The following is a 26783-nucleotide window of genomic DNA, read 5'->3' as shown; positions in this document are numbered from 1 at the left end:
TTTGAACGTGCGACCTCCTGCTCCCAAAGCAGGCGCTCTACCAAGCTGAGCTACGTCCCGGTTGGATGACGATGGAACGGGTTCTCGAAGACACCGCGTTCGGTCTGGCGGGAATCATAGTGACTCACCAATTTGGACACAACCCTGGATTGCCCTACAAACACACGCGATTCTCTATCCTTCTGACGAAGGTCGCCGAATCGGTGTTATCGCCCTGTGACTTCGCGACTCATCGCGCTGAACCGGAGGTACTCCCAGTGCCGGTAAAGTTGCGAAGTCCGGGCGAGTTCGGCATGCGGGCCGATGCTATCGACGCGGCCCTGGTGTAAGAGCACGACCCGATCCGCTCGCTTGACGGTCGAAAGTCGCGAGGGTAGCAAGATCACTGTGCGTTCTCGAAAAATGCGGTTGTAGGCATCGTCGAGCAGGGCTTTGGTGTCTTCATCGAGTTGAGCGGCCGGTTCCTCGATGATGAGCAACGCCGGGTCCCGAAGCATCGCTCGAGCTAAGCCCAGACGAAAACTCTGGCCGGGGTCGAGTTGCTCACCATGTTCGCCCAGCATGGTTTCGTATCCCTGCGGTAGATCAAGAATGAACTTGCTGGCGTGAACCTGTTTTGCGGCGGCCATGATGTCCTGTAGGGAGTGGTCCGCTCGGCCACAGGCGATGTTCTCGCGGACGGTCCCCGTCATCAACGGGTCAGAACCGCCGACGTAAACGGTTTCCGCCCGCAACGACTCCAACGTCACCCAGGCGATGTCTTGTCCGTCGAACAGGACACGTCCCCCGTTTTCGTTGGGCTCGATAAACCGAGGCAGCAAGTAGGCGAGTGCTTTCGGTTCCAACGGGTCGTGCGAGACGATAGCAACCGAATTACCCGCTGGAATCTTGAGATCCAATTGGTTCAACAACCGGCCACGATTTTTCAGATTGTAAGAGACATTTTCGAAGTGGATGCGTTTCGATAGTGGCTGCAGGAACTTTGCTCCCACCGCCTGTCCGACCGTGGGAACACGGTCGAGGTACCGATAAACTCGGTCGGCAATCGTGGCGACATCCCGGCGTTCCCGGACGGCGTGGAACAATTCTTCGAGCGGGCGGTACATCCCGGCGAAAATCGTCAGCAGCAACAACGTCGCGGAGAGCGACAACCCATGCGGTGCACCGGCCGGTTCCAGAACTTTCAGACCGAGAATAATCAGGACCACACTCGTCGCCAAGATCACAATAAACCGTGAGATCCATTGAGAACTACGTTCGCTGCGGCTGATTCGCGAGGTGCTGGCACGGTATCGTTCGAGGTTCTGCTGGAACTGACTCGACTCGAATTCATCCATGCCATAACCACGGATCAACCGGGTTTTGTCGAGACCATCGGCCAAGATGCGAAGCTGTTCTTCGGACTGACTTTCGGCGTACTTCGCTTTCTGGGCGGTGGCGAATCGTTGGCGTTGCAGAAGATACCATCCAAACGCGAGCGGAATGACACACTGAAGTGTAAGCCGCCAGTGAATCGACAATGCCAACAAGAAGAGCATGGCCAACATGATGGGATAACGTCCGAAACGGCCGATCCAATCGTAAATGCCACGACGGACAACTTCAGAGTCTTTGATGAAGATGTCTCGCACGGTGCTGGCTTCGCTATCGGTGAGATCACCGGGGCCAAGGCGCAACCGCTGGCGATGGATCAATTGGCGTAATCGCACGGCCACCTGTAAAGCGGCGTCACTTCGGGCTCGTCGGGCCAATGACGCGAAGAAAGTCCGCACGAACCCCAGGAAGATTCCAATGAGAACCAACGTCACAAGTGCCGGTCGATTCAGCCTCAAAGACGCAAGCGAACGGTAGGCATTCGCAAAGATTCCGCCCCACCAATGTTGCCGACTTTTCCACACCGTCGGCAAGACGCCCGTGTTTTCAAGGGTCAACCGGTACTCGCTGGAACTGGTCAAAACCTTCGGCGACAGGGCATTGAAATTGACTTCCCCGATAATGGGTTTCAACGCCGCAAATTCCGCTTCAACTGTCGCTTGGTTCTCAGCCAAGGATTGACCGGTTCGATTGGCAGTAATGACCAATTCGCCGCCGGTTTCCAAGAGGTCGAGGATCAGGAAAATGACGAAAAGCGTGAGGACGAGGCAAAACGTTTCCAAGAGTGACCAGGCGATCGACGCAAGTGCTTTGCCACGGAACATTTCGCGACGCGGAAACAGGCGATCGAAGGAATCGACGGGTGCAGGAGCTAAACCTTCCACGAATTCAGCCGTTCTCTCAGGAGGAAGTCGTCCGTGGGAATTCGATCCGATGTCCGTTATGTTTTCGGGAACCCGTTCCTCGTTCGCGGGAAGCAGATTCCCATATCCGATCCTAACCCCGACATGCACCAAAAGCATCCCCGATTTTCGCTAAATCGGGGAACCGACGGGACATCAGGCGAGGTCGCGGTCTTCGAATAGAATGAAGGCCAGCAGAATCGAAGCCGTCGTATAAAACAGGCAATATGCAAACGCTGTCCCCAGGTAGATCGGAGGCACGATCTTGCCCGTGGCGACAATGGCGTCGGTCTTGAATGCCTCTAATGCCGGTAAAACGGTGGCAATCATCAACGCCATGAATTTCACGAATTCCAGTTTCGCAAACACCGTTTGCGCCAACACCGGGGTGAGGTGCCCAACCACGAAGATCGCCATGCAGGTCACGATGTTCACAACCATCGGCAAACGCGTCGAAATGGCCACGCTGACTCCCGTCATCACGGCTACTTCCATAAAGACCAGCAATACACTGGGCAACACTTGCACGATTTCTTGGAGACGGTCTGCTGCGGTGATTCCGGTTTTCGAACCTTCGCGGGCATCGTAGCCCACTTTGTAATAAATGAGAGCCGCGAAGACGATCACCAACGGCACCACTAGGAAGATGACGCCGTTCAAGATGCCGACGTATTTGCCAGTGATGAATTGTCGCCGATTGATCGGTTTGGACAGCAAGGTCATTGCCGTCTTACCTTCAATCTCTTCGGAAATGCTGATGCTCGCCGTCCAGATGCCAAGGAACATCCCGCAGAACATAATCGTAATCAGCCCGACATCCTTGAACATCTTCAGGTCTTCGCCCAACGAAAAGAAGGGCAGGAAGGTGTTCAGAACTAAGAAAGCGGTCGCCAGCAACAGCATCAAGTAAAAGATCGGCTGTCGGACGGCTTCTTTCGTCGTCGCACGGGCGATCACGCCGGACTGGGTGGTGTAGCAGTACGCAATCAGGGCGGCTACCAACGCGACCAGCACCGACAATGCGAGAATCCACTCCTGAGAGATCCCCTGGAACAGTTGCGATACAGCGGTTGGGAAATCGACTTCTGCTTCCATCGAACCGAGACCTCAAGCACAATGAGAAAATCAATGCACGGACAAAAAAGAAAGATGTCCCTTCAATCTATCGATCGTGATCTAACGGAAAAAGGGAAGTCACCGTAGAAAATCATGGTTTCACCGAACCCATCCCTTTCAGGACGTATATTCAGAACGATTTAGTAACGGACAGTGAACACCCGACACTTTTCCAGGCCGATCTTCATCGATTCCTCACATCGTACCGAATCTTCGGCTTCGATGTAGCCGGGAAACTGCTGCCGAATGGCGTGCAGGAAGCGTTCGAGTTCCTCTTCCGGCGCTTTCACCAGCACTTCGACAGTTCCATCGGGAAGATTTTTCACGTAACCGACGACATCGTATTTCTTAGCCACGCGTTCGGTGGTCATCCGAAAACCCACGCCCTGAACGCGACCATGAAACACCACACGCCGACAAATCGGGGAGTTCGAATCCGTCATGAGACAGCCAGTCTGTTGAAGTCACCAAGGGAGCTACGTTTTGTCTATCATACGGATCGCCACACTTCAAAATGCGTGAATTGTCTCGCGGGAACGACGGAAATCTTGTCGTTATCGCTGTGGGCAATACCAACCGAGTTCTTTTCGCGCGGGCCGTGTCGAAAACCTCGCAACAGGATTCAATCATGCCCCAGCCCAACTCTCACGCCCGTCGATCCGGTTTTACTTTGATCGAGTTATTGGTGTCGATCACGATTATTGCGATTCTGATCGCGTTGTTGTTGCCGGCGGTGCAGCAGACGCGGGCGGCCGCTCGGGGTGTGCAATGTCGGAACAACCTCAAGCAAATCGGTTTGGCATTCCACAACTACCACGACACACACCAAGTGCTTCCGCCGAGCAGCACCAGCGATGTCGAAAAAGGCGTGTGGCGAGATCGGCCGTTTCGTTACCACCTTCACAGTTGGGCCAGTTTGATTCTGCCGCAATTGGAGCAAACGAACTTGCAGAACTTGGTGGACTATAACGTCTCCGCTCTCGACCCAGCCAACCAAACCGCGGCGGGCACGGTGTTGCCGGTGTATCGCTGTCCGAGTTATTCCGGCCCGGATTTCAGTGACGATCCACTCTACACGGACATGGGCAGCCCGTACGCGCTCCGAAATTACGTGGCGATGGGCGCTTCGGACATCGGCAAACTTTGGCAAGACGCGGACGGCGTGTTCTATCCGCTCGCCAAGACCCGGTTTGCCGACATCACCGATGGCCTCTCGAATACCGTGTTCATCGCCGAGACTCGCGACACCGGTTCGGCGGTCTGGATCGACGGCGGAGCGGCTGCCCTCGCATCCCGCCGGTATGACTCAACCAATCTTCCGAGTTACGCCGGCCCCGAGTTGCCCTTGAACTACCAACCGTACTACGAAGTCGAACGCGACGGCGACGGCAACAAAACCTATCGAGCCATCGACGCCTTATACGGCCCCTCCAGCCAACACCCCGGCGGCGTCTTCCACCTCCTCGGCGACGGCTCGGTTCGCTTCCTCCGTGAAACGATGAACGTCACCGTGTACGATGCCCTAGCAACCCGATCGGGCGGGGAAACGGTGGGCGAGTATTGAGACATTTCGCCGCTGCGTTTGAGCTTTTGCCTGCAAGAGAACTAGTAAAGTCAGGAGTCACAACCGACAATGCCAACAAGGCTCATGAGAACTGAGATCATGACAATTGTTGAGGAAAGAGGCATCCATGTTGTCCCACGTTTTCTTCCATCGACTGTTGTGCCTTGTTCTTGGCTTTTTCACAAGTTGGATTCTTCAAGGAAGCATCAATTCGTGCCTAGCGGCTGACGATAAAATCCTCGAAATTCGTTTTTCCGATGCGCAAGAGATTGAGGATGTTCTTAACGGAGAAACACCACTTTCGGACAGGAAACTTGTGAGGGTCCGCGGCAAAGTCAGTTCATCAATTAGGAGTTTGTTCTATACTCCGTCTATAATTGGTGATGTGAACACAAGTACCTTTTCGATACGCGAGGAAGATCGTCATCTCATTGATCAGAAATCTCATGTTAAGTTTTTCTATGGACACGAAACGGGAACAGGCTTTTATGTCCTGAAGACAGACGCGGTGGGAGATTTCTTTTTTACTAAATCGGGAAAGTTCTATCGATTCCGTTTGCACGGCTGTATTCCTCTCTTGGAGATGATCGTGGCCCAAAACCAGCTTAGTGATCGGACGAGGCAGATCCTCAATAAAACACTGCGATTGTCGAAGGAGAAAGACTCGTTCGCAGCGTTTGCCCATCTAGAGTCGAATGGCACGCCCGAGGAAGTCGTGACTTGGTATTCGTCACTAGTACGTGTCTGTTATTTCCAAGAGAAGAATGTGCCGTTGATGACGATGTTTGGTCGTCGGGGAATTCAGTTCGGACTCGAACAAGCTCGTCACACGGACTCAGACGAACTGGCGAACAAACTGAAATCAACGGCGAAGGAGATTTGTTACAACGTCGGCGTGAATACGTGGCCGGCTTGGGAAGACGAGGGCATCACAGTCACACCGTCTGATTTAGCCATCGGACTCGACGCCGCCCGCACGAATTTGCGACTCGCAATCGAACTCAAACGCGACGCGATTCCCATGACCGATGCCCACTGGCTAGTCGGGGCGCAATTACTAGCCGCCCGAAAAACAAAATTAGCCGGCGAGCAGTTCAAGCAAGCTGCTGAGATCGCAAAGCAGGCCAATCTCACCGACCGTGAATGGATGGCAAAAGGCTATCTCGCAATCGTGCAACAGTTAGACGAAGACACAAAGCCAGCCGGCGACGAAGCCCTCCAAACCGCCACAAAAAAACTCCGCGACCTCGAAACCGAAGACGCGAAGTTCTGGGCCGATCAATTGAAATCCGTGAGCCAGTTCTTTCGGAATAAGCCGTAGGTCAGGCTGTGCCTGACGTTGGAATCGTGGGCTAATGGAACTACTTCGCGACGTTGTAGACGTTCAGCAGGTTTTGGTCGCGAAGGTATAGTTTGCCGTTGGCGACGACGGGGTGGGCCCAGTCGGGGAGGCTGGTGCTGGGGGTTTTGAAGCGGCCGGTTTCGACGTATTCTTCCGGGTTCGCTTTGACGAGGCACATCGTATTGTTTTCGCCGAGGTGGTATAAGTGGCCGTCGGCGTAGGTGATGGAACCTTTGCCGGCTCCGCGGGATTGCCATTGGATTTCGCCGGTTTCAAAATCTAGGCACATCAGTGTGTTGCTGCCCGTGCCGTAAATGTAGCCATCGACGTAGATCACACCGCCGTGATGGTTCTGGATTTTCTTCTCGAACCACTGTTCCTCGGCAGACCACTTGTTGCCGTCTTTGATGAGTTTCACCAACCCGCCACCGGTGCCGTAGGCGGAGGCACTGAAAACCATGTCGTCGATGCAGATCGCGGTGGAGATGTTAGCCGTGCGGTTTGCGGAGCCTTTGTAGTCCCAAAGAAACGCACCGGTTTCAGCGTCTACGCCGATCAATCGATCCTTCGTGAACTGAATGTATTGCCGGACGCCGTGAACTTCGGCGACGATGGCGGAACAGTAATGAGCGGCATCGGTGACGTCGGTGCTTCGCCAAATGGTTTCGCCGGTTGTCTTGTTGAGGGCAGCAATGGTGCCATCTGGTCCGCCGGGCGTGACGATGCACTTTTCACCATCGATCAGCGGGCTTTCGCTGAAATCCCAGGTGGGCACGCCTTTGGCTCCGAAGTCGTCGATGAAGTGTTTGTGCCACACGATTCTGCCGGTCTTGGCTTCGAGGCAGGCAACCTCTCCACCCGCACCGACGGTGTAGATGAAATCACCGTCAACGGTTGGGGTGCCTCGTGGACCGGCTCCGCGTTTGCCTTGGGCGTATTGTTTCTTGCCTGCGGGCAGGGCGACGGACCACAGAACGTCGCCGGTATTTTCATCAAGACAGATGACGTGTTCTTGGTCGGCACCGTTGCCGTTGTCGTCGGCTTTGTTGCCTTGGGTGAAGACGCGACCGTCAGCGACGGAAACCGAGGAATATGCGGCTCCGACATCTTCGCGACTCCAGGCGAGTTTTGGTCCGCCTTCGGGCCATTCGGTAAGTAGGTTGTTTTCAGCGGACCGGCCGGTGCGTTCGGGACCACGCCATTGTGGCCAATCACTTGCCAGTGCAGTCGTGGCAGAGGCTACAACGATCGCAACGACACATCCATTGATCAATCGAGACACGGGAGTTTCCTTCATTCGGGCGGGGTAAACGGCGAGATTTGGGACTCCATTCGGGAGCTAACCAACAGTCTACGGAAAGCACCGTCCGAAAAAAACTCTGTCGCCCAACCAACAAAGAAGCCGCCGAGGGCAACCCCCGACGGCTTCACATTTGGTCTTGAAAACTCGCGACAGACGAGCCTGCCAATTTAGTAAATCATTGGCTCTTCGTCGTGGATCTGTGAGTCACCCAACGACCGTTTCACGACGACGACGGTCGAGCCATGCTTACGGTTCTTGAACTTCTGCCAGATGTTCATGATCATCAGAACGACAATCATGGCACCAGCGGCAGTCAGTACGAAACCGAGAACGGCCCACGGATACTGGGCGGTCTCCATCATGTTGACCGTATATTGAGCCGAGAAAATCGGCAACGGCAAGAAGAACGCCGCATTCCAATTCTCCGGGATCAGTCGACCGCTAACGCTGACTTGCAAAGCCAATATCGCGACGTGCACGATCGCCAATACGGCCAACATCGCGAACGATTGCGTCCAGACCTCGGTAGCCGCCAATACGATGGTACTCGGCAGACCGATCATCAGCAGTAAGATGGCCAAATGACCGGCCAACAGTTTGACATAAGAATTGTTCAGATACTTTCGCATCACGTACCTCCCATCAATGAGAGAGAGTTGGCCAACAATTGGCCGAAGTTTTCGTTTAAGTGTTTGTGGTGAATGAGTTGTTCAAGGTGATATCTGATCGACATCCTCACCCGCTACATATGAGAACGTATTTCCCGTGCAGAGGTTCATGGGAAAATTCGAAATGTGATTGGGAGAAAAAAAGAAAAGCGTCCCAAACGGTTGGTTTGGGACGCTTTCGTGTGCTTCAGAAAGAGTGCGGGCCAACGCCCTTTCCTCCGCATTGCTCTTTTAAGAATGCACGTCCTGTGCCGGAATGAGTTTTTGTTGGGGGTGTTTTTGTAAGTAGTCTGTCTGCAAGTGTTTATGTTTGTTTTGGGGTTTTTGAGGCAAGCGAATGGATCTGGAATTCCTGTTGCAAAACGCTGCGGTGATTCGTTTTGATCGAAGTGAAGTGGTACATTCATCGTTTCGACAGATAGCGTTGAACCGTGTAGTGTTCAGTTTCTTAAAAGCCAGCAACTATGAACGTATTTCCGTCTTGCATGGGTCAAGAAGAGCAGAATACGGTCTCGGAGGCTTTCGATGACATCCGTCGGGGCAACCTTGACCGCATACCAGTGAGAGCGAAAAATAGTGAACTTCTCACGACATTCGTTCGTTCAGCGTTTTGTTCCATTCACTTCAACGAATAGGCCTGCCCGGTGACAGACGAGAGCATCCCGGACTATGTATTGGTCATTTGCCGCAGGTGTGGCACCCGGATGCATCCCGACGTGCGTGAAAATGCCTACGAAGTGAAATGTCACGACTGCTACACGATGGCTCCCGTGCCATCGCGGGCGGAAGTGATCGCAAAACTCCCCCACTCGCAGCGACAAAAGCCCGATGTGGGCACTTACAGTTTGTCTTTGCCGCCGGATATCCGGGAGAGTTTGGAAACATCTCGGTATGGTGCTCCCGAGCCGCCAAGCGAGCCATCGTTGCCGTCGTCACGGACATTGCGGGAGGAGTCGGCACCGGAGGAAATTACGTTTTCGGAGTACGGTTCCTTCGAGGACGATACACCCGCCAAACCGGAATCGACGCCCGAACCCGATCGCAGTGGGTTCGTGGTGCGTTGTCCCGCTTGTGATACTCCATTCGCACCGACATTGATCAATCAGCCACAGGTCGTGTTGTGTCCGGAGTGCTTGGAAGACGTGCCCGTTCCAGCCAAGGACGATGTTCCCGAGCAAAAGACGAAGGACAAGGTTTCGAGGAAGACCACGCCGAGCAAGTCGTCACCGTCTCTTCCACCGAAGAAAACACGTGCGGTTCCCGCCGCGGACGGTATTTTCGACGCAGAGGAAATCCCATATGAGACCAAAGAGCCGAAGTCCCGCACAAAAACGTCTCGCCCCGGTGCACGAAAGAAAAAACGGAAACGCCAGGAGCATCGAGACTACGAGGAACGTGACCGCGGCAACAATCCCACGGTCAGTCGCGAGGCGGTCGGTCGAGTTTTTGATCGGATGGCGGAAATCCGCACGGTGGGCGAAGCGCCGCCGCCACGCTGGACGTTCTTCACCGGCACATTGAATTTTCCTTGGCGAGCAGATACTTGGTTCCGCTGGACCGTCTTGTCGGTCGCGATGACAATTTCACTGCTACTGATGGCCATGATGACGGTTCTTTACACCGCTCAGCACCAGGGCACCATTCTCGGGGTGGCCTTTCTCGCGATGCCCACGTTCTGGATTCTCATGGGGACACTTGCCTATGCCGCTTCGGGCGGGTTGTGCATTTTGATCGAAACCGCCGGCGGCAGCGATACCATCGACGAATGGCCCGAACGGGATTGGAAAGAATGGGCCGGTTCGCTGGTGTTCGTTGTCTTTCAGCTCTTCGTGGCCAATGTCATCGCGTTTTTTCTTGGGCAGTTCATTGGTCTATTCGTGGAATTGTCCTGGTACTGGACGGGATTCGCGATGTTGTTGATTGCCCCGGTGGTGTTGCTTTCGTCACTGGAGGCCAATCACCCGCTCACGCCGATCACCGAACCGATTCTCCGCACACTCGTTTTCTATCCACAAGGGTGGATGTTGTTCCACCTCATTACCGGCAGTTGGGTGGTGGGAATGGTCTTCGTCAGTGACGCACTCCGCGAGCACCCATTTCTTGCGGCGTTAGTGCTCGGGCCGATTGTCGCCGCGTTTTTAATGATCTATCCGAGGTTGCTCGGTCGTGTTGCGTGGGGGGCGTCGACGATGTTGGAAATCGACGATGATGAAGACGACGCTCCCGACCGAAAGAAAAAACGCCGCTCGCGAAAGCGTCTGCCACCCCCATCGGAGTGAAGGACCACTTACAACGATGGTGCGGAATTCATCACCTCTAGGTGTTCTGCGGACAGGTTCCGGAATTGTCGACGCTTTCGGTGACAAGCCGTAGGCAATTGTGGTTTCGGGTATCGGATGTGAAGACAATAGTTCTACTGATCGTTGAGTTTGAACTTTACTTCACATCAATTGTTTGACAACCCGAACGACATCGGCCCCGAACGTCCTATGATTTCAAGAGTTCTGCCTACCGGGTGCCGGTGACGTCCGTTGCCGAGCCAATCTTATGCAATCACCCGCCTACAGTACGCAGTACGTATTGTTTGACGATGTTCGTCAACAATCCCTAGCGGAATGTTCCCAAAAACTAACATCCGACGAGCAGTCCGAGTGCGTCCGTCTGCCAGTCGGTCCGTCACGTGATCGATGGCTGATTGGTCGCTGGGTCGCCAAGCAGGTCATTAGGGACTCGCTCGCTACGATCGAACTGCGGAACAATTCCATCGAAATTCTCTCACGGAACACGACCGGCGGTCGGATGCGTCCGCAAGTGAGGATTGATGGAACCTTCAAACCATGGGGGTTGTCCATCGCGTATTCCGAGCAAGCGGTTTACGTCGGATTCACACGGGAACCGGAATTTCGGATCGGTGTCGATCTGGCGGAACCCGAGCAACTGGCTTCGGAAAGCTTGGTGTTCTGGTTCAGTGAACGTGAACGAAATGCGATTCGTACCGGAGATCGCTGGCGGATCGCAGAGATCTGGGCGATGAAGGAAGCTGTTTACAAAGCGTGTCACCGGGGCGAAAGTTTTGTTCCGCGTCGCGTCGAAACGATTCCGTTGTCCGGCGACCGTTGGCATATCCATTATGATTGTTCGCCATCCGTGTATGTGCCGCACTTCCGACTGCAAAAGCACGATGGCATCATTTTATCCACAGTGCTTGCAACCGATCGACTTCAACCGCGACAATCACGAGTTCGGACCGAATCCCAGTCATCGCCCGTGAGCCAACTTGTTTCACGGTCTGCCTTTGTGCCGTAGGACCGTTGACGGCTCGTCAGTCGTCCGGTGACAGGCGAGATAGCAATCTTCATGAATTCTTGATATCTCGCTTGACCACCAAAGTCGCCGGTCTTTACTCTCTGGGCTGTCGGCGTCGGTGTCGTGAAACCGAGAGTGGAAGTGGGTTCGATCGGCGGTCGTAACCTGCCGCAATGAGGACGTTTACCCTTGAACAATTTCCGTCTTTTCGGGCTAGACGGCTCGCGTGTGTTTGCTCAGCATGTCTCGCGGTTTCTCGACGCGCCAGTTGCCAGCCATGTCGAGCAGCACTTCGAAGACACCGAACCCTACATTCGCAGCAATGTGAACGTGCGGGGATGCGACGTGTACGTCATCTCCTCGCTGTTTTCCGACAGCAACCAGTCCGTCGGCGAGAAACTCGCGAAATTGCTGTTCTTCCTCGGTTCGCTGGTCGATGCCTCCGCGAAACGGATTACAGTCGTTGCGCCGTATTTGCCATTCGCCCGGCAAGACCGCAAAACCGAAAGCCGGGCACCGATTAGCATCAAATACCTGGCTCAATGCTTGGAAGCTGTTGGTGCCAGTCGGGTGTTGACGATGGACGTCCACAATCTTTCGGCGTTCCAAAATGCGTTCCGCATCCCGACCGATACGTTGGAAGCGAAGAACCTTATTGCGGATTTCCTTTGTGGAGTCGACGGCGGTGGCCAAAGTCAGCTCCCGGTCGAAGCCCACGCCCCGGACCCGCTCATCGCGGACCCGCACGACTTGGTGGTGCTCGCCCCGGACAGCGGTGGCATGGGCCGAGCCAAACGATTCCGGAACGCCCTCGAAAAACGCCTGAAAACTCCCAATCGCATCGACGTGGCATATCTCGATAAAGAACGCCTCAGCGGAAGTGAAGTGTTGGGCAGTAAGATCGTGGGGAATGTGAAGGACAAACGCGTCATCATTCTTGACGACATGATTTCCAGCGGCGGGACCATCGCGATCGCAGCCGATGCCGTCGAAAAACACGGTGGCGAAGTCTGGGCAGCTTGTGCCACGCACGGGTTGTTCGTCGGAAAGGCGAACGAAAATCTGGGGCAAATTGAACGCGTCATCGTGACGGACACCATCGACCCGTTTCGTCTCGACCGTGAAGCCTTCGCGAATCGGTTATTCGTGATTCCCACATCCATGATGTTCGCCCAAGCCATCCGTCGCACTCATGAAGAGGGCGGCTCAATCAGCGAACTGCTCAATTAGTCGGTGGAAATTGGTCGGTTAGGCTATCCCTGAACGACTTCTACACTCCGCCGGCCGTCTTCCTTCCGGTTGTTCCGATTGGTGAAGTCGTTATGATTGCGCAGCGTGTGAGGAGAAGTCATTTTGACTTCACCTGACTGTGGAACTGACGACACCTTCCCGGTAGGGCTGGGCGAATGGATTCCGAAACCCTGTGGACGACATGGGATGAGTTGCCCTGGTTTGCGCGGGCGGATGGGAGCGGTGTTGCGCTTGCGGTGGCTGATCAACTCTTGCAAGCCGCGACCGAAACCGAAAACCTGCTGGCGTTTCTCGACGAAGAATTGCCAATGATCGCCACCGAGTTTGCGGTGCAGTCGGCGGCAGTTTGGTGTGAGTCACCGGAAGCGGGGTGGAAACCGATTGCCCAATGCGGTCGGCAATCACCAGGCGACATCCCCACGAACTTGCTCGCTGGCTGTCTGACTCGAAACGCGGGTGGTTGTTGTGGATTGGAAAAGCCGGCTGGCTGGACGTTGATCGTTGTCCCTACCACGACGACACCGACTCCGCAAGTTTTGGCCCTCGCCGGTCGTCATTTGAAGGCGGAGGATTTGCCGATGGCGGTCGCGGTTGGGCGGTTGCTCGGCGAATGCTGCGAGATCGCCTCGATGATCGAGCGATCTCGACAAACTCCGGTGGCCGATGGGCCGATGGCACGCTCTCATCGTTTGGCAGTGGAACGTCTTCGGCAAGACACCAAGCTCATCGGCAACAATCCGAGTTTGGTTGCGTTGCGGAAGACCATTCCCGACTTGGCAGCATCTGAATTGCCGATGTTGATCGTCGGCGAACATGGCACCGGCAAATCGCGGATCGCCCAAGCCATTCACGTTCGCGGTCCCCGGGCGTCGGCTCCGTTTATCTCCGTTCCTTGTGCCTCGCTTTCGCCGACCCAGTTGGAAGCGGAGTTGTTCGGGCAGGACAAAGGACTCCAGGAAGACGAGCAAGTCCGCCCCGGTTGGTTCGAGAAAGCGGAAGGGGGAACGTTGTTCCTCGACGAAGTCGGCGTGATCAGCAGTGCGGCACAGACTCAACTTCTGCAAGCCGTCGAGCGACAGCAAATTCGCCGTGTCGGGGGAACCCAACCAATTCCGATCAACGTCCGTGTGATCGCGGCGACCAGTCAGGATCTGCGAAACCAGCCCTCGGGGCAAAGTTTCCGGGACGATTTATTCTTTCGACTTTCGGTGGTCACGCAACGTCTGCTTCCGTTACGCGAACGGCCGGAAGATATTCTGCTATTGGCGGAGTATTTTGCGAAGGAAGCCGCCATGCGATTGCGGCGGTCGCCGGTCATGCTCACGTCGGATGTGCGACGTCGACTGCAAGAACATGTCTGGCCCGGCAACATCCGAGAACTGCGGAACGTGATCGAACATGCCATGCTTCAATGCACGGGCGATCGACTGCAAGCGACTGATTTGAATTTGAGCAACTCGTCGGGAAATCCGGCGAGCATTTCCGTTCCCGAAGCGAATCTCAAGGACGCCACGCAGCAGTTTCAACAGGAGCATATCCGTCGAATTATCCGCCAATGCCAAGGCAACATGAGTGTCGCTGCGGATTCGCTGGGACTGCACCGTTCCAACTTGTATCGCAAGATGCGTCAGCTCGGCATGGAAGAAGCCGAGGAAGATTGAATCACACGAACTCTTCGCCGGTGAGTCGACGATAGGCTTCGAGGTAGCGTTCGCGAGTTTTCTCAATGATTTCGGCAGGCATTTTCGGCGGGGGGCTGTTCTTGTCCCAAGGCGTACTTTCGAGCCATTCCCGCACGAATTGTTTGTCGAAACTTGGTTGGTTGCGACCCGGCTGATACCGATCGATGGGCCAGAATCGGGAACTGTCCGGCGTAAGCACTTCGTCCGCGAGCAACAATTCGCCGTCGACCAAACCAAATTCGAACTTCGTATCCGCGAGCAGAATGCCAGCTTCCTGCGTGATCGATGCCGCCTTCTGATAGATCTCGATGCTGAGGTCACGAAGCTGCTGCGACAATTCCGTCCCCACGCGGTCTTTCATCTCCTCAAAAGAAATATTGAGGTCGTGTCCGCTTTCGGCCTTCGTTGCGGGAGTGAAAATGGGTTCGGGCAGTTGGCTGCATTCCATCAAACCGTCCGGCAAGGGAACCCCGCAAACGGCTTGGTTTGCTTGATATTCTTTCCAACCGGACCCGGCCAGGTAGCCACGCACGACACATTCGATCGGTACAATATCGACTCGCCGCACCACCATCGACCGGCCTTCGAGTGCCGCTAAGTCGGTTCCGGTGGGCAATGGGAGTTCCGTGAGATCGACGTCAAGAAGATGGTTGGGGACTTCGAGTTTCTCGAACCACCAACGACTCAGTTGTGTGAGCAGACGGCCTTTGTCGGGGATTCCGTCGGAGAGAATCCAGTCAAACGCACTGATGCGGTCCGTCGCGACGAGCAGCAGCCGTTCGCCGAAATCGTAAATATCGCGGACTTTGCCTTGGTGAGGTGTAAGGCCAGGTAAGTGAGTCGAAATCAGAGCAGACATGGGGAACTCGGGGCTGGTGTTGAGAGTTCCCCTTTATATGGCGATCACCGGCAGAATGTGCAAGCCCGGCAGGCGAGTGACCAAGAATCGCCAACTCTTACGAGGATTCGGAGCGTTTCGATTGGTGAATCAATGTGGTAGGGCGATCAATGATCACAGTGTCCGCTTCGTTCAGCTGCCGAACTCGATCACTGAGGAAGTCAGTAAGAATGTTGAAGTCGATAGGTTTCGAAAGATGAGTGTCGAAACCACTTTGCTCGGCTTTTTCCCGGTCACTCGGTTGGCCGTATCCCGTCAAAGCTACTAAGTGGATATGCGAATTCGTCGCATCCATACGGACGGTGCGAGCCACTTCGTAACCATCGATGCCGGGTAGTCCAATGTCGATGAACATCAGGTCTGGAGCGTATGACGAAAGCATCTCCAAACCCATGGCACCGTCTTTGGCGGCTTCGACTTCGTAACCTTCCATTTGCAACAAGGATTTCAGCATTCTGCGAACGTCTGTGTTGTCCTCGACAATCAGGATTCGCAGTGTTTTCGGGTTTTCGGCCCAGCCTTTTTCCGGTGGCGTATCTCGCAAATCTTCTGAGAGAGGCAAGTGGAGGATGAACTCACTGCCGGTTCCGGGGCCATCGCTATGGGCTTCGACCAAGCCGCCGTGAAGTTCCACCAAACTTCGGACCAACGACAACCCGATTCCCAATCCACCTTCCGATCGGGAAAGCGACGAGTCGATTTGTGCGAAAGGTTCGAAGATGCATTCCAGTTGGTCAGCCGACATCCCCACGCCTTGATCGCAGACGGCAATTCGCACGGACTCGTCGATTCTCTCGACGTGCAGTTGGACCGTCTGGCCGCGATCAGAGTATTTGGACGCGTTCGAAAGCAAATTGACTAAGACTTGGTGGAGACGAACGGTGTCGGCTTGGAGGAATAATTCCTCAGTGGGAAAGTCGACCTGAAGCGATTGTTCCCGTTCGACGAACATACCGGCCGTGGCTTTGACGGCATCATCGAGAAGGCCTCGTAAGCACACGCAAGTCCGACGGAGTTCGATTTTGCCTTGGGAAATTCGCGAGACGTCGAGTAATTCCTCGAGGAGTCGCGTCATTTGCCCGCATTGGCGTTCGATGACTTCGCGGGCTTCGTGAAACATTTCGAGGGTGATGTTCGGGCGTGCCATCAGCCGCGACGCATTCGAGACCGCAGCCAATGGGTTTCGCAATTCGTGAGAGAGCATCGCCAGGAAGACGTCACGTCGGCGGACGTCTTCTTTTGCGCGGTCCTCGGCTTGACGTCGTTCGGTCACATCGCGGAGCATCGCCAAGTAGGCGGGTTCCCCCTGCCATTCGGTTCTTGTGACTCGCATCTCAGCAATGCGGTGCGGCAGTCCTCCGCGGAGAATGGTGATCTCGGTCCGTTCCGCCGCCGCCAGGGGAATCCCGAACACATCGCCAAGCAATGCATCGCCGGGAGTCGCTAACAGTTTTCGAGCGGCGGGGTTCGAATAGCAGATTTTTCCTTCCATGCTGATGACCAAAACACCGTCACCAGACCGATCCACAATGCTATGGAAGGCGTTGTTACAAGTTTGAAGTGCTCGTTCGAGGTCAGAAATACGAGCCGCATCGTCGCAGCCAGATCGTGACCACTCCCAGGTATCGCCTTCGCGGAGATTGGAACGCCGCATCGTGCGGCTCCTTCTTGCTATCACAAAAAAGCCGTAGAGCCGATTCGAAGCGCGTCGGTTCGGCGAACGGAATCAACTTAGTGTTTTGCTAAGGGGGCCTGTCATGAGATGGTTGGCCATCACCCATCCCGATTTCAACGTTTTTCTGACAAAAAATTGTCGTTGCTTCGATTCTGAAATCGCCCGGTGACTAATCGACAGGGGGAACAAGTTCCGCGAGAATATCGTGGCTCTTGCGGAGATCCCCTACGATTCGTCGTTCAGGACCGGGAGAAACTCTCACCAGTGTTGGTGTTGCATAAACGGCATGTTCTCGGGCGGTTTCCGGATGCACCGACACATCGATGACATCCAAGGAATAAGCCCGAGGGGCTCGTGGCCCTTGTTCAATCGCTTCGCGAAGATTTTGAACCATCTTTTGATGTTCAGAATCGAGGCAAGGGACGTAGAGCGTTAGGGCAAGTTCATCTGCTCGATGATGGCGGATGTTCATTTTCCAATGAATGCGGGAGTCGGCCCCCACACAGTTTATGAAAGAAATCGGAATTACTCAGTGAACCGGTATCCCCGAAGGCGACCGGTTCGCGAGTGCCCAATTAGGACGCAAGGTCTCGGGCCATTTCGCGGGCGAGTTCTTCCGGATCAATTGGTTTGTGGAACCAGCGATCAATTCCTTCCGGACCGGTCTGCACTCCGAGCTTCATCGGTGAAGTTCCACTGACCGCAAAGATTTTGAGGTCGCGAAGTTCGGGATGCTGACGGATTTCGCTAATAGTTGTCGGGCCATCGACATGCGGCATCAGCATGTCCATAAGGACGACGTCAGGCCGTTCGTTGTGAAGCAAGTAATCCAGAGCTTCCCGACCATCACTTGCGGTAATGATTTCAAAGCCAGCCATCCGGAGGAAACCAGCCAGCAGGGATTGCTCGTTCTTATCGTCTTCCACCAACAATGCACGAGGTGGGACAGTGGCGACACTGGGAGCGGGGGCTGCTTTTGGCTGTGGTTGCAGCACTTCGGCTTGCAGCAATTCCAGCTCTTGCAACAGTGTCCGCACGGTCGACTCAGCGTCATCGAGCATACCAGCATCGATTTGACGTCTTAGGAGTTGTGCAGCAATGTTGGTGCTGTTGAGGTGATTTCGGACCTCATGAGTAGCTTTACCGAGCTTTTCCAGCTTCAGTTGACGTTGAAGCGGAATCGACAAGCTTGGTGTTTCCGTCGTGACGCCTTCCTTCTCCGCGATTTCATGACGAAGAATTCGCACTTCGGAGGGGGCATCGACACCGATTCGAGCGCGGGAGCCATTGATGGCGACGAGCTCGACGGTAATTCCAACCTCGGGAAAAACAATCCGTTCATTTTCGCGACGTGTCAGTACAAGCATCATGGGTCTCCATACCAAGGGCCAGATCAGTAAGAACAATCTTACGATCGGTTGCTGTCGGACTTGTGAACGAAGAATCGTTGGTTTGGTGAACGAAATTCGTTCGCCAAAATCAACACTGAAATTCCTGTCTCAGCCGGATGAAGTCGATAACATTCGTCGTTACCAAGACCTCTCCGCATCGGTTCACTTCCGGCGTCCTTGCTGGAAAGTGATGCGTTTTGCACTTCCTTGTGCAATCAGCTGTCACGAGTCAACCACACTTTGTATCGAAACCCAGATAGGGGTGCAATACCAAACCCGAGTTTTTTGTTCGCAAATCGGCTAATGACCCTTGCATTCTACGGCGAATTCGATCCGGCGTCGTTGGCTTTCGTATTCTTGATCGATGGCTCTTGTTGAAGTTGAATCAGGATTTCCGGGTTTGCGTACTTTTCGGGGTTGAGGTTCCAAATCCGAACGGCTTGGCGATCGAACAAGTGAACCTGACGATGGTTATAAGTCACACTGGGGTCGAGTTTGGAAACTCTTCGGGTGGGATAAATCGGACAAAACTTCTGCTTGAGCGGACGTTCAGGAAGATTCAATCCTTTGAGTTGCGGCAAAGTCTTCTTGTCGAGATAGGAGTGCGAATCCATCAGGAATCGGCGAGCCGCATCGTCGCTGCTGAAATAGACTTTGATCCCGTGGTAGCGTTCAAACCGGCTGCCGGCAAACACACGTCGATCGGTGTAAACCGGGCAGTACTCTTGTTTCTCGACGCGAGCAATGAAGACAGAACGGTTGGCGGCAGAGGTCGAGTCGATCCAACTCATCATGAAGCATAGAGCCAACAAAACAGGTTTCATGAGACGATTCACTTTTCAATGTCGCAGGAAGTTCTGCGGGGCATGGGTTCGGCAAACGAGTCTGTTGAGTATAATTGACGTAGCGAGCCAGCTGGGACACTCTTTCCCCGAAACCGTGAGATTTTTCTTGGCGGCGGGAGAGTCCGAGTTTCCATCGCTTAGACGGACCCCGAAGAACTGATCGGATGCCATGTCGTTTTTCAGTCCCAACTTATTTTTGAATCCCGGTTTGCTCGCGGGAGTGGCGTTCGTCGTCGTTCCAATCGTGCTGCATTTTCTGCTGAAGAGTCAGCCAAAGCGATTGCCGTTTCCCGCGTTGCGATTGTTACAGAACCGCCGTAAGCAAACCGTAAGGCGATTGCAGTTGCGGCATTTGTGGCTGCTATTGCTGCGAATTCTGGTGATTGCGTTGTTGGTTCTCGCGATTGCCCGGCCTTCATTACCGGCGGCGAATTACAGTCTGACGCTGACGGAAGCCGCCGTTCTCGCGGGCATCGTGTTGCTCGCTGGGGGTGTGTACCTGTTTTTCGTCCGGCGTTGGCAAAGCCAACGTGTCCCGCCGCAGACGTTGGCTTATCGCCGCAGCGTGTTACGTGGTGGAGTTGGAATCACGGCGGTGGTCCTGTTCGCGTTGCTCGTCGCTTGGCCATATCAGCGACGGATTGCCGCCGAAGTCGATGCACCGGCGGCGGAACTCAAGGACAATCTGCCAGTGGCGGCAGTGTTCATCTTCGACACCAGTGACAGCATGCGATACCGCTTCGAAGGGCAAACGCGGTTGGAAGCCGCCCAGACAGCGGCGGCGGATTACCTTAAGGAACTCCCACGTGGCAGCCGAGTGGCGGTGACGGGCACGAACGAGGATGAACCGCTTGTCTTCCGAGACGATCTCGTGGTCGCCAAAGACGACTTACAAGGTTTGTCGCCCCACGCGGTCAGTATTCCGCTCAATCAACGCACTCGTGCGGCTATATTGGCCCAAGAAGCGGATCGTGGACGCGTGCTGGAATCAACCGCGAACAACGTGACTCCGGCAGAGACGACATCGCAGTCCGATCGCTACCTGCGGGAGATTTATCTCTTCACTGATTTGGCGGCGTCCGGTTGGCAAAATTCCGGAGCGGCTCAGCTCAAAGCGGAATTGGAACGCCTGCCGTTCGTGCATGTCTATTTGATCGATGTCAGTGTGGCCGATCCCATCAATGTCGCGGTGTCGAAGTTGGACCTTTCGAAGGAAGTCATTTCCAGCGGCGAATCGTTGACGGTCGATGTTACGGTCACGGCGGACGGTCCGAAACCGCAGTCCCGGACCATCGAAGTTCGCACCACGGTTCCCGGCGGAGAAGAGGCCACCAAACGCAAACGAAGTATCACGATCAAACCTGGTGAAGCCGTCGTCGAGTCGTTTCAATTGGACGACCTAGGCGGTCCCTACTTGCAAGGCCGCGTGTTGGTGACGAGCGGCGATCCGCTCGATGCGGACAACGAACGTCATTTTACTGTGCGAATGCAAGCCGCCCCACACGTGTTGATTCTCTCTGGCAAGACCGGGGAGGGCGATTACCTGCAGGAAGCACTCGCACCATCGCGATTGGCGGAATTGGGGCAGGCACCGTTTCAGGTCGATCAATACCAGGCGGATTGGCTGAACACGCATCGTGAGGAACTGGGGCAGTACGACGTCGTCTGCTTGGTGCACGTGCCCGGTTTCCCGGAACCGTCTTGGCGTGCGTTGGAGGAATACGTCCGAAGCGGCGGCGGCGTGGCGACTTTCCTGGGTATGCAGAACATCGAAGATTCGGTGTCCTGGAACATGCCGACCGCACAGGAATTTTTACCGGCGGAGTTGCTCGCAATTCGTAATTTCGATCCCGCCGAGACATTGGCACTCGATCGAGCAGGACATCCGATGTTGGATCGACTGTTCGAACTCGATGGTGTCACTGGGTTGGCTTCGCGGTATGTCGAGAAGTGTTGGTCGGTCGAACCGCATGCGGAAGCTGTGGTACTCACCTCCTACACACGAACCGATTTGAACGTGCCCGCTACCCCTGCGTTGCTCGTCCGTCCGCATGTGCTTGGCAAGACGGTGATGTTGACGACCGCTGTCACACCACGTGGTTGGAGCAACATCGCCCAACCGAGTTGGCAGTTTCTGGTGTTCGCTCATGAGATGATGCGATACTTGAACTCGACCGATGCGGTTGCCGCCAATACGCTCGCCGGTGAGGAGATCGTGTTACCTTTGCCGGACGGTGTGCAACTCGATGAGTACATCTTGCGGAAGCCGAACGGTGCCCAATCGGTGGTTCCGATCACTACCGACGAGGATTGGCTCATCGTCTCCGACACCGACGTCGTTGGTTCCTACACCATGTTAAGTACTGAGCCAGAGTCCAAGTTTCGCACCGGGTTCAGTATCAATCGACGTGGCGACGAAAGTGATTTCACGAAACTCACCACGGACGAGTTAGCGGAGTTTTTCGGTGAAGACGGTTACCGAATCGGCACGAACTTCGACGACTTGGAACGTATGATTACCGTAGGTCGGTTAGGGCAGGAACTCTATCCACATGTGCTGACAATTGTCATCATCGTGTTCTGTCTGGAACATCTCGTCGCAAACCGCTTCTACGGTGGCGACCTGCAAACCGAATCCTGATCATTTTTCATCCCCACGAACCGGGATCACCGAAGTCGTGATGACGTTGCATTTCAATCCGATCTGGTCTTGGCCGAGCGTTTTGCTGACCGCCGTCGGACTGATTGCGTTGGTGCTGCGGACTTATCCGCCGCGAATTCAGCATCTCCCGCCCGTTTGGCGACGCTCGCTGCTGGCGTTGCGGTTGCTGGTGGCGTTGGTGTTGATTCTGGCAATGTTCCGGCCCGAGTTGCGACAGCAGGATGACGATGATGACAACGAACGCCGCGTGATGCTCGTGCTCAGCGATGCCAGTCGCAGCATGCAAACTCGTGACATCGCCGGCGGTGCATCTCGGCGGGAGTCCGTGCAACAGACGCTCAACAGCGTGGATGGACTGTTCCGTGAACTGAATGAAATCGTCGATGTGCGGTTCTTCGACTTCGCTGCGGAGCTGAAGCCAACGGAAACGGTAGGACCAGACGCGGATGGTCAGCAAACGGCAATCGGTTATACGCTCGAAGAGGCGTTGAAGATCGTCAACCGGGAGGATCTTGCAACGATTCTGATCCTCAGCGACGGCACGCAACGAGCGTTGCCGCCGAACGAAGTCGATCCGCGTCGCGTGGCCGAACAAATGGCGGCACATCCGGTGCGTCGGGTTCCGGTGTCGACGATCGGTTTCGGAAGTGAAGTCCTCGAAGGGGCGTCTGATTTGTCAGTTGAGGAAATCAACGTTGCCAATGAGGTCTTCGTCAAAACCACCGTCCCAATCACGGGGCGAATTCGCGCGACGGGAGCGGCGGGACGCACATTGACGGTGCGGGTACTTCTGGAAGACCGCAGTGGCAAACAACCCGGCGAGACGGGCGAACTGAAAGAAATTCCCGCAACGAGTACATCGCGACCCGTGATGCAACTCAAACCCCGCAGCAACGCTGAAATGTTGCCGTTTGAACTGTCGTTCGTTCCTCCGCAAGCGGGCGAGTACAAGTTGGCGATCCAAGTCGAAGAACTTGACGGCGAACTAAAAACGACGAACAACCAGCGAGCGACGATCATCAACGTGGGCAAAGGCGGCCTGAAAATCGCGTACTTCGACAAACCATATTGGGAGCAGAAATACATTCGGCTTGCAGGGGCATCGAAGAAGATCGACATCGACTTTTTCGCGATCCGACCAACGCCATTCTCCAAAGTGAACAAACTCGACCCGAAGATTTTTCAAGACCAAGGTGCGGAAAACTATGATGGTTACATCATCGGCGATGTGCCTCGCGAAGTCTTCGGCGATAAGAATCTTCAGCAACTTGCCGACCGTGTTCGCGGTGGAGCGGGGTTGTTGATGCTTGGCGGATTTAACACGCTGGGACCTGGCGGATATGCGGGTTCGGCGTTGGAGCCGTTGTTGCCGGTGGATTTGCGAGCGGACACCGATGACGCGCACTACCTCGAAGATTTGCCAATGCGTCCGACGCGTGAGGGTGTCACGCATTTCGTGATGCGACTTGGTTCCGCTGCGGACTCCCAAGAAGCGTGGAGCAAGTTGCCAGCACTGCAGAGTGGAAACCGACTCCGCGAGAAAAACGCCGCCGTGCAGGTGTTAGCCGCCACGAATCCGGATTATCCCCGGGCGGGAATTCCATTGTTGTTTACGCAGGATGTCGGCGGGTCACGCGTGATGACGTTTGCGGGCGATACGACTTGGCAGTGGGTGATGTCCGGGCAGGAGGAAACGCATCAGCAATTCTGGCGGCAGATGCTGTTGTATCTCACGCACAAGGAACTCGATGCCGACCAACCGGTGTGGGCCACATCGCGGCCGCGTCGTGTGTTTCCCGGGCAACCGGTGGAGTTGGAATTCGGTGCCCGCACCGCGACCGGCGAACCGATTTCCGATGCCAATTTCACCGTTCGCGTGTTGCCACCGGCAAATGACGAAGGCAACGTCGTCGAACGCAAAGTCTCGCCGCGTCGTTCGGCGGACACGCATACGGCGACCGTTCGCGAAACCAACCCGCCTGGCGATCACTGGGTGCGAGTGAGTGCGGAGAAAGACGGGAAATCGCTCGGTGCGGATGCGTGGACGCGGTACCTCGTCGAAGCGCGAGACTTGGAACTCGACAACCCGTCCGCAACCCCGGAACTCTTGCGGGAGATCAGTCAAACCACCGGCGGGCGATTCCTCACACCGGAAGAGTTGCCGGGCTATCTGCAAGACCTGATTGCCAACCCACCGACAAGTTCCGGCGAGCAAATCCAATCCACCCGACTCTGGGATAACTGGTGGTTTCTGTTGGCATTCGTCGGACTACTCACGGTAGAGTGGGCCCTCCGCAAAAAACGCGGCTTGGTGTAGCGCATTTAGATTCTTTGGGATGAGGATTCACGACTGTGCCATTGACCCAAGCCGATGCAATTGCAGTAAAGTCGACAGCTAAACTTGTGAATCTATGCGAGCGAGAATTGATTTCAGACACTGAATTGGTCGAGGCTTTGTTCCAAAACGTTGCACGTTGCGAATCTGATATCGGTATTGAGCAGTGTGTTGCATTAGTCCCTAAACTTCATTGGCAACAAATCGATTCTTGGATGAAAGTGAAGCGGAAGGAACCCTGCCTAAGCGACTTCCTAGCAATATTTCATCCCACAAATCCGACAGAGTTGGAACGGCAAGAACTCAACGAACGAATTCAGCACGCGTTTGGGATTGTCGCCAATTATCTCGCGAACCCGACCGGCATCGTCGAATATGAAATTGACGATTTGGACGGATTACGCAATCAGTGGTTCCTGTTTCGTCAGTTTGAGAGTGTTATCGGCGAACCTTGTCGCAGCGAACAATGCGATGAAGATCGTATTCGCAACAGCGTGTATTGCCCGGTACACCATTACGAGATGGTTTTCGGTCAATCGCCACCAGACTTAGCAGATTCGTGCGAATAGCTAAAGACGCGGGTGCCACTGCTGGCTTGTCCAGCAGTGTTTTTAGCGACTCCCGGATGGTTGGTTACTCGCACTGCTAGGCAAGCTAGCAGTGGCACACAACTACTTTCTTTTTATAGTTTGTGTTTCTTGCAATCTCACAAATCGCAATCGTATGCGACGCACCCTACGAACATCACATCATCACATTACCCCTCATCACATCACCAAGGAAGAACTATGCGGGCGGCTGTGTTTCATGAGTTTGGCGAACCAGGCGATGTGCTGCGTTGCGAGGAAGTTTCGCCGCCAGAGTTGCAAGATGGCATGGTGCGGGTGCGGATGATCGGGGTGCCGGTGAATCCGTCGGACTTGATGACCGTTCGCGGCGGGTACGGAATCGAACCGGAACTTCCCGCAACGCCCGGTTATGAAGGTGTCGGAATCGTCGAAGAGGGCAGTGGAGTCCTCGGCAAACTTTTGAAAGGTCGCCGGATTGCAGTGCTCAACAAACAGGGTGGGAATTGGGCCGAACAGGTAGTGATTCCCGCACGACAAGCGGTGCCGTTGTCGAGCAGCATTCCCTGGGAACAGGCGGCGATGTTCTTCGTCAACCCGACAACGGCTTACGTGATGACGCGAGAAGTCCTCGCGGTCCCGAAAGGCGAATGGTTGCTACAAACCGCTGCAGGATCGGCGCTCGGGCAAATGGTCATTCGACTCGCAAAACATTCCGGGTTTCGCACACTGTGCGTTGTGCGTCGGGAAGAACAAGCCGAAGAACTGCGGCAAGCCGGTGCGGATGCGTGTGTGGTCTTCGACGGTGCCGTTGACGCCCCGGAGAAACTGCGTGACGCGGTTGCGAAAGTCACCGATGGTACGGGCGTGAAATACGCCATCGATCCCGTCGGCGGGACGACGGCGACGGCGGTCGTGCGGTGTTTGGGAGTGGGCGGTCGTTTGCTCTGTTTCGGCACACTCTCAGGGCAAGACGCTACTTTCTCGCCGCGTCATCTCATCGGTACGGAGACACGCATCGAAGGGTTTTGGTTGGCCCGTTGGATGGACGCACAAGGTCTATTTGGTCGCATCAGCACGGTTCGCAAGGTCGCAAGATTGATTTCCAAAGGTGTGCTAACTTCGGAAGTCGGTCATGTGTTCCCTTTAGAAGACGTCGCCGAAGCCGTGCAAGTGGCCGAGGAGCGCGGTCGCGGCGGAAAAGTGTTGATCCAGATCAGCGACGAATCCGGCTGATGATGTGATTGATTGGTTCGGGCCGTTTTTCACATTATCACATCACGCCTCATCACATCATCATCTGTGTCACTGGTGTTTCATCATCGCGCTGCGCATTTCGCGGCGGTCGGCTTGTTGCTTGAGTTTGTCGCGTTTGTCGTGCATTTTGCGGCCGCGGGCAACGGCCATTTGCACTTTGATCCGGCCGTTCTTGAAATACAACGCCAAGGGCACAATCGTGAGACCGGTCTGATCGGCGGATTCAGCGAACTTGCGTAACTCCCGACGATGCAGCAACAGTTTTCGCGAGCGTTTCGGTTCGTGATTCATCACGTTCGCTTGCGGGTACTCGGCGATATCCGCACCGACCAACCATAATTCGCCATCACGCACGCGGCCGTACGCTTCTTCGATCGAGACCTTTCCGTTGCGAATGCTTTTCACTTCGCTGCCCTGCAAGACGACGCCACATTCGAGGTCTTCGAGGATCTCGTACTCATGCCGCGCTTTGCGGTTGCGGGTGACGGTCCGGTTGTTCGGATCGTCGTTGGCCGACTGTTTTTTCTTCTTGGATTTGCTCATCGCCGATTCGGATTGTAGGTCAGGCTGTGCCTGACAAGTCCATGGGTCGGATGGGGCATGTCAGGCACAGCCTGACCTACCGCGTTTCACTTCTCGCGACCGA

The 26783-nt window shown here is 55.0% G+C and carries 21 protein-coding genes; 10 read left to right on the top strand and 11 right to left on the bottom strand.

Going from position 1 to position 26783, the window contains the following annotated elements:
* Positions 1-206: 206 nt before the first annotated feature.
* The 3 genes from AC5DDB_RS04660 to AC5DDB_RS04650 form a co-directional block, all read right to left on the bottom strand.
* Positions 207-2258 carry an ABC transporter transmembrane domain-containing protein gene (locus AC5DDB_RS04660; RefSeq protein WP_491738513.1) on the bottom strand — a complete coding sequence of 684 codons (2052 nt, stop codon included), beginning with the start codon at positions 2256-2258 and terminating at the stop codon, positions 207-209.
* 174 nt (positions 2259-2432) lie between these two features.
* Positions 2433-3371, bottom strand: a complete 939-nt coding sequence (locus AC5DDB_RS04655; protein WP_491738512.1) for an ABC transporter permease — start codon at positions 3369-3371, stop codon at positions 2433-2435.
* A 161-nt stretch (positions 3372-3532) separates the two neighbouring features.
* The gene (locus AC5DDB_RS04650; protein WP_491738511.1) at positions 3533-3835 is read right to left on the bottom strand and encodes an acylphosphatase; all 303 of its coding nucleotides are present in this window, start codon (positions 3833-3835) and stop codon (positions 3533-3535) included.
* Positions 3836-4020: 185 nt separating this feature from the next.
* On the opposite strand from AC5DDB_RS04650, the gene AC5DDB_RS04645 reads away from it, so the two are divergent.
* Together AC5DDB_RS04645 and AC5DDB_RS04640 are read left to right on the top strand one after the other, a co-directional pair.
* Positions 4021-4956 carry a DUF1559 family PulG-like putative transporter gene (locus AC5DDB_RS04645; RefSeq protein WP_491738510.1) on the top strand — a complete coding sequence of 312 codons (936 nt, stop codon included), beginning with the start codon at positions 4021-4023 and terminating at the stop codon, positions 4954-4956.
* 589 nt (positions 4957-5545) lie between these two features.
* Positions 5546-6277: a hypothetical protein gene (locus AC5DDB_RS04640; protein ID WP_491738509.1), complete on the top strand. Its 732-nt coding sequence runs from the start codon at positions 5546-5548 to the stop codon at positions 6275-6277.
* Positions 6278-6317: 40 nt separating this feature from the next.
* Here the strand turns inward: AC5DDB_RS04640 and AC5DDB_RS04635 are convergent, their stop codons facing one another.
* Entirely contained in the window at positions 6318-7580 is a 1263-nt protein-coding gene (locus tag AC5DDB_RS04635; RefSeq protein ID WP_491738508.1) for a PQQ-binding-like beta-propeller repeat protein, read from the bottom strand.
* A 188-nt stretch (positions 7581-7768) separates the two neighbouring features.
* A complete protein-coding gene (locus tag AC5DDB_RS04630; RefSeq protein WP_491738507.1) occupies positions 7769-8230 on the bottom strand; it encodes a hypothetical protein in 462 nt (153 codons plus the stop codon).
* A gap of 743 nt (positions 8231-8973) precedes the next feature.
* On the opposite strand from AC5DDB_RS04630, the gene AC5DDB_RS04625 reads away from it, so the two are divergent.
* The 4 genes from AC5DDB_RS04625 to AC5DDB_RS04610 all read left to right on the top strand — a co-directional run bounded on the left by AC5DDB_RS04625 (position 8974) and on the right by AC5DDB_RS04610 (position 14487).
* Complete coding sequence (locus AC5DDB_RS04625; RefSeq protein WP_491738506.1) at positions 8974-10548, top strand: MFS transporter; 1575 nt, start codon at positions 8974-8976, stop codon at positions 10546-10548.
* 268 nt (positions 10549-10816) lie between these two features.
* Positions 10817-11575 carry a 4'-phosphopantetheinyl transferase family protein gene (locus AC5DDB_RS04620; RefSeq protein WP_491738505.1) on the top strand — a complete coding sequence of 253 codons (759 nt, stop codon included), beginning with the start codon at positions 10817-10819 and terminating at the stop codon, positions 11573-11575.
* A 189-nt stretch (positions 11576-11764) separates the two neighbouring features.
* Positions 11765-12805 (top strand): ribose-phosphate diphosphokinase, encoded by a 1041-nt coding sequence (locus AC5DDB_RS04615; protein ID WP_491738504.1) that lies wholly within the window; start codon positions 11765-11767, stop codon positions 12803-12805.
* A gap of 176 nt (positions 12806-12981) precedes the next feature.
* On the top strand, positions 12982-14487 hold the full coding sequence (locus tag AC5DDB_RS04610) for a sigma 54-interacting transcriptional regulator (protein ID WP_491738503.1): 1506 nt from the start codon (positions 12982-12984) through the stop codon (positions 14485-14487).
* A gap of 1 nt (position 14488) precedes the next feature.
* On the opposite strand, the gene AC5DDB_RS04605 is transcribed toward AC5DDB_RS04610, so the two are convergent.
* The 5 genes from AC5DDB_RS04605 to AC5DDB_RS04585 all read right to left on the bottom strand — a co-directional run bounded on the left by AC5DDB_RS04605 (position 14489) and on the right by AC5DDB_RS04585 (position 19296).
* Positions 14489-15367 (bottom strand): phosphoribosylaminoimidazolesuccinocarboxamide synthase, encoded by an 879-nt coding sequence (locus AC5DDB_RS04605; RefSeq protein ID WP_491738502.1) that lies wholly within the window; start codon positions 15365-15367, stop codon positions 14489-14491.
* A 97-nt stretch (positions 15368-15464) separates the two neighbouring features.
* Complete coding sequence (locus AC5DDB_RS04600) at positions 15465-17060, bottom strand: hybrid sensor histidine kinase/response regulator (RefSeq protein ID WP_491738501.1); 1596 nt, start codon at positions 17058-17060, stop codon at positions 15465-15467.
* Between the two features lie 190 nt (positions 17061-17250).
* Positions 17251-17553 (bottom strand): circadian clock KaiB family protein, encoded by a 303-nt coding sequence (locus tag AC5DDB_RS04595; RefSeq protein WP_491738500.1) that lies wholly within the window; start codon positions 17551-17553, stop codon positions 17251-17253.
* A 103-nt stretch (positions 17554-17656) separates the two neighbouring features.
* The gene (locus AC5DDB_RS04590) at positions 17657-18451 is read right to left on the bottom strand and encodes a response regulator (protein WP_491738499.1); all 795 of its coding nucleotides are present in this window, start codon (positions 18449-18451) and stop codon (positions 17657-17659) included.
* A gap of 338 nt (positions 18452-18789) precedes the next feature.
* Positions 18790-19296, bottom strand: a complete 507-nt coding sequence (locus AC5DDB_RS04585) for a hypothetical protein (RefSeq protein WP_491738498.1) — start codon at positions 19294-19296, stop codon at positions 18790-18792.
* Positions 19297-19486: 190 nt separating this feature from the next.
* On the opposite strand from AC5DDB_RS04585, the gene AC5DDB_RS04580 reads away from it, so the two are divergent.
* From AC5DDB_RS04580 to AC5DDB_RS04565, 4 genes are all read left to right on the top strand, one after another.
* Positions 19487-21958: a BatA domain-containing protein gene (locus AC5DDB_RS04580; RefSeq protein ID WP_491738497.1), complete on the top strand. Its 2472-nt coding sequence runs from the start codon at positions 19487-19489 to the stop codon at positions 21956-21958.
* A 40-nt stretch (positions 21959-21998) separates the two neighbouring features.
* Entirely contained in the window at positions 21999-24296 is a 2298-nt protein-coding gene (locus AC5DDB_RS04575) for a hypothetical protein (RefSeq protein WP_491738496.1), read from the top strand.
* Between the two features lie 233 nt (positions 24297-24529).
* Complete coding sequence (locus AC5DDB_RS04570; RefSeq protein WP_491738495.1) at positions 24530-24883, top strand: hypothetical protein; 354 nt, start codon at positions 24530-24532, stop codon at positions 24881-24883.
* Between the two features lie 219 nt (positions 24884-25102).
* Positions 25103-26116 carry a zinc-dependent alcohol dehydrogenase family protein gene (locus AC5DDB_RS04565; RefSeq protein ID WP_491738494.1) on the top strand — a complete coding sequence of 338 codons (1014 nt, stop codon included), beginning with the start codon at positions 25103-25105 and terminating at the stop codon, positions 26114-26116.
* Between the two features lie 69 nt (positions 26117-26185).
* On the opposite strand, the gene smpB is transcribed toward AC5DDB_RS04565, so the two are convergent.
* A complete protein-coding gene (smpB, locus tag AC5DDB_RS04560) occupies positions 26186-26680 on the bottom strand; it encodes an SsrA-binding protein SmpB (RefSeq protein WP_491738493.1) in 495 nt (164 codons plus the stop codon).
* Positions 26681-26783: the final 103 nt, after the last annotated feature.

This window comes from Thalassoroseus sp. (assembly GCF_984380535.1).
The sequence above is the reverse complement of the archived record's forward strand: the minus strand, read 5'-3'. Positions and strand labels throughout refer to the sequence as shown.